Origin of the sequence: Pseudomonas sp. (genome assembly GCF_037994325.1) — a bacterium.
GTDB lineage: Bacteria > Pseudomonadota > Gammaproteobacteria > Pseudomonadales > Pseudomonadaceae > Aquipseudomonas.
On record NZ_JBBNAH010000394.1, the window covers coordinates 1 to 3,012 of the forward strand.

4 protein-coding genes are annotated in these 3,012 nt (G+C 55.2%); 3 read left to right on the forward strand and 1 reads right to left on the reverse strand.

Going from position 1 to position 3,012, the window contains the following annotated elements; genetic code table 11:
- Window positions 1-393 (forward strand): hypothetical protein (locus tag AAAB16_RS13350; RefSeq protein ID WP_340663761.1); only part of this gene is annotated, 393 nt, incomplete at its 5' end.
- Between the two features lie 115 nt (window positions 394-508).
- Window positions 509-1,555 (forward strand): hypothetical protein, encoded by a 1,047-nt coding sequence (locus AAAB16_RS13355; protein WP_340663762.1) that lies wholly within the window; start codon window positions 509-511, stop codon window positions 1,553-1,555.
- 267 nt (window positions 1,556-1,822) lie between these two features.
- Here AAAB16_RS13355 and AAAB16_RS13360 read toward each other — a convergent pair whose 3' ends face one another.
- On the reverse strand, window positions 1,823-2,257 hold the full coding sequence (locus AAAB16_RS13360; RefSeq protein WP_340663763.1) for a hypothetical protein: 435 nt from the start codon (window positions 2,255-2,257) through the stop codon (window positions 1,823-1,825).
- 332 nt (window positions 2,258-2,589) lie between these two features.
- Between AAAB16_RS13360 and AAAB16_RS13365 the strand changes: the two genes are divergently transcribed.
- Window positions 2,590-3,012: MerR family transcriptional regulator (locus AAAB16_RS13365; RefSeq protein ID WP_340663764.1), on the forward strand; the 423-nt coding region annotated here is incomplete at its 3' end.

Consider the following 3,012-nt stretch of genomic DNA (forward strand, 5'->3'; position numbering starts at 1 on the left):
CACTTAACCTTGGCAGCCATCCAGAATCAGCCGCGAAAATTTAGTACTCCATGGAAGGTAGAAATAATGCAGCGTCCTAGAAAATCTGGTTTCAGCCTTTACGACCTCATCCTGTTTACATTCCCTCTAGGGATAATGATTGCCGCCTACTTCGTTGCCGTTATCACGGTAGCAGTCACATCGCCGATGACCGCAGTGGGAAAAAGCTGGCTCATGCTTTTACTAGTGATCCTTCCAGCTATCGCTGGATTCATAATCGGCAACGTTTTCGTCTACAAATCTCAAACCGGATCAAAGCTAGTTCGCGTAGCCACACTAATTCCCTATTCAGCGATGGCAACGTTCGTCCAGTTTTTTGCTGGCTGGACAACTGTCGTAGTCATAGGGGTGTAGGAGAGCTTTTATCGGTTTTTAAAGGCCGCTATTGGCCGGTTCCTGCCCCTCATGAAGGGCAGGAAACGGCCGAGAGTGTGTTAAAAACACTTTCGGGCTGTTGGTGAGTCAGCCCATGGCTCCAGACCGTTGCGATAGTTCGACCCATAAAGGAAGTTTGGCTCGTATGATCCCCGTGGCACTGCCCCCCGTCGAACTACTGCTTTGCCTTGCCTTCTTGTTCGCCGCGACGCTTTTCTGGTTCGGGTGGACGATACGGCTGGTGGTTCGATATGCCACAGGTCGCTGGCGCCGGCCCGTCCTCCTGCCCTATACGCTCGTCACCGTGTGTGCAGTTTTTACCCTGTGGCAGTCCGCGTTTTTTTATCTCCAGGTGCGTAGTTATGAACGGGAGAGAGCGGCAAGCTATCGCCCGGAACTGCCTGAGCCGATGTCCCTTGGCCAAATCGACATGCCCAAAGGCACGAAACTGGAATTGGCCGTTGCGGATCAGCGGGAATCCTTCAAACGAGCCGTATTTCCGAGCCCTGTGCGTATTGTCGATATTGATGCCGTAGAGGTAGCCCGCTACATCGCGATTCAAACCAACGAAAAATACGAAATTGTGGGCTTCACGCCAGAGAACATGCGGATAACCGGCCACGGCACGACGATGCAGAACGGCTGGCGGTGCGATGCGCTGAAACCAGTGGAGTTTCAACTCAAGCCTGATGGAGGCGTATTAGCCTTTAGCAACTGTACCCTCGCCGATGGCAATGTAGTCGATGGCATCGCCTTGCCCAACGGCACGTCGCTCCGTGCTTCAACTGGCAACTTGTATGCCGATGGGTTTGTAGACTCCGACAGGTGGGTTCTCGATATGCCGGAAGGCGTGTCCGTGAGTATCGATAATTTCGAGCTTGCGGATGCCAGTATTGCCCTCGACGCAGAGCGAAAACTCTATGAAGTCAGACGTGCAGTGCTTTCGAACGAGGGAACACTCGCAGAGCGCCGTTATGCGACGGCAAGCGCTATCCGCTTCAATCCGCTGCATGTCCGCAAAGACTATCCGGGTGCTTGGTTGATAACCCCGCCTCTGGGCGTCGACGGCTCGCAGCCGGTAGCGCCTAAGAGCATCGTGCAGCGTAGAGACGGAAAGGTGTTGGCCACACTTACTGACTAAACGCGTGCCCCCGGGTTCTTTGCAACTTGAAGCCTCACTCGGGTGGCCCACATAACTCCAAGTCTGAGCGTTTTTTTGGCCCGACTAGCTTTCCTGTGTTCCTGGGGTGGCGGCTGCAGGTAGCGATGGTGCTTATGGAAGCCCTCCACTTGTCAGAGACCAAGGATGGCTAGCCAGCAGTGGTCGCAACCGCCCAGTAGCAGACGTATATGAACCAAACGCCAGACCGCTTTTCATGGGGGGCTGTGTTCACCAGGCTAGATCGTTTCAGCGCTTGTGCTCTTTTAGCTGTGGTTGTTTCCGGTAACGCCGCACAACGGTGAAATGCCACAGCCAAAAGCCGATCAGCAGGTACACGCCAGAGCCGGCGACACTGCGATAGGAACGGTTGGAAACGAACTGTGGGGCCAGCAGGTTGATTGCGATAAGCGCCACCATCGCAAGCACGATGGCTGTGAAAATACCGCTATAGAACTGCCGGCTGAAATCAACGAAATGGGGATTTCGCATGGGCTTGTGCAGTAGCCAGGCTATCAGGGGCAGTGTGCCCAGCAGGGGTAAGGTGATTAACCGAAGCTGCCCGTATACATGACCGTAAACCGACGCTTTCATAGCGGCGAGCACCGTCAAGGTAAAGCACAACATCGAGGTGAGAATCAGGAGGGCGTAGCGCAGTTGCGGGCCAGGTTTCATAACGTCCATGAGTGATCCAGTTGGCTTGCCGTGATGGGCAGTAAAAAACGGTTTCGTTCGGCCGAATGCTGCCTGTGACGACCGGCAGCTGTTGGCCGATTGTAGTCCTCCACAGCACTTAAGCGGCGAGCGAACAAGGCGAAAAACCGCCAACGGTTCATTCCGCCAGTGCACAAAAAAGGGTGCAAGCCCCCTTCTCTGCACGCTTGGCTAATCGGCTTTGTAACTTAGGCTTGCCCTGCTTGGCGGCCTTGACCAATGCCTCGGCCATTTCGCTAAGGGTTTGCACCAAGGCAGAAAGCCGTTGACTTAGAGCACGCTCAAACTTTTAGGATCGAGTTATGGAACCCCATCTGACCATTGACGAAGTCGCCAAGCGCACCGGCCTTAGCGCCCACACTCTGCGTTATTACGAACGTATCGGCCTGATTGCGCCGGTCGGGCGTGCCGCCGGTGGGCAACGGCGTTATGCGGCAACGGATATGGCCTGGATCGAGTTCCTATTGCGCTTGCGCACCACCTGCATGCCCATCAGCAAAATGCAGGCGTTCGCAACGCTACGAAGCGCCGGGGATGCAACGGTTTCACCGCGCCGCCAGATGTTGCAAACGCACCTCAGCGAGGTGCAGGCCAATATCGAAGCGATGCGACAAGCGGCCGTCGCCTTGCAAGAAAAAATCGAGCACTACCGCTCGCTGGAACAGTCCCTGGCCCCTAACTCACCTGCTAGTGAAGGAGCCCCACATGACCACCCCAACTCGCTT